Source organism: Rubneribacter badeniensis, assembly GCF_002899695.1.
In the GTDB taxonomy this organism is placed as follows: Bacteria; Actinomycetota; Coriobacteriia; order Coriobacteriales; family Eggerthellaceae; genus Rubneribacter; species Rubneribacter badeniensis.
This window is the reverse complement of sequence record NZ_PPEL01000179.1, coordinates 1-632: the sequence shown is the minus strand read 5'-3', so window position 1 is coordinate 632 and position 632 is coordinate 1. Positions and strand designations below refer to the sequence as shown.

At 67.7% G+C, this 632-nt stretch carries 1 protein-coding gene; it reads left to right on the top strand.

Annotated elements, in window-relative coordinates:
- Positions 1 to 10: 10 nt before the first annotated feature.
- The coding region (locus C2L80_RS13535; RefSeq protein WP_476707488.1) for an anaerobic carbon-monoxide dehydrogenase catalytic subunit at positions 11 to 632 on the top strand (622 nt) is incomplete at its 3' end.

The following is a 632-nucleotide window of genomic DNA, read 5'->3' as shown; positions in this document are numbered from 1 at the left end:
GGACGACGGTATGGACACCACGATGTTCTGCTTCCAATGCGAGCAAACTGCCGGATGCGCCGGGTGCATGGGCGCGGCGGGTGTGTGCGGCAAGACGGCGGCCACAGCGCAGGTGCAAGACGAGTTGACCGGCGCACTTGTAGGTCTCGCACTCACGGTGCAGGCGGCGAAAGCGGCCGAAGGCGTGAAGGCGGCGGTGTGCGACGAGGCCGATAACGTGGCAATGGAAGGCCTGTTCGCCACGCTCACCAACGTCGATTTCGATGATGCGTCGCTGCGTGCGCTCACAGCTCGAGCGCACGCCGAGCGCGACCGCATCGCCGCCGCGCTCGGCGTGGAGGCCGCTTCCGACTACGATCTGGCCCTCTTGTGGAACGCGCCGGAGGATGTGCGCTCGCTTAAGTCGCTCGTGCTGTTCGGCTTGCGCGGCGTAGCCGCCTATGCCTACCACGCGGCCGTGCTCGGCTACCGCGACGAGGCGGTGTCGGCCTTCCTTCACCAGGGTTTGGCTTCGCTCGCCGACAACGAGGCCGGCGCGGACGAGCTGCTGCCGCTCGCGCTGCGCGTGGGCGAGGTGAACCTGCGCTGCATGGAGATGCTCGACCAGGCCAACACCGAGACGTTCGGCACGC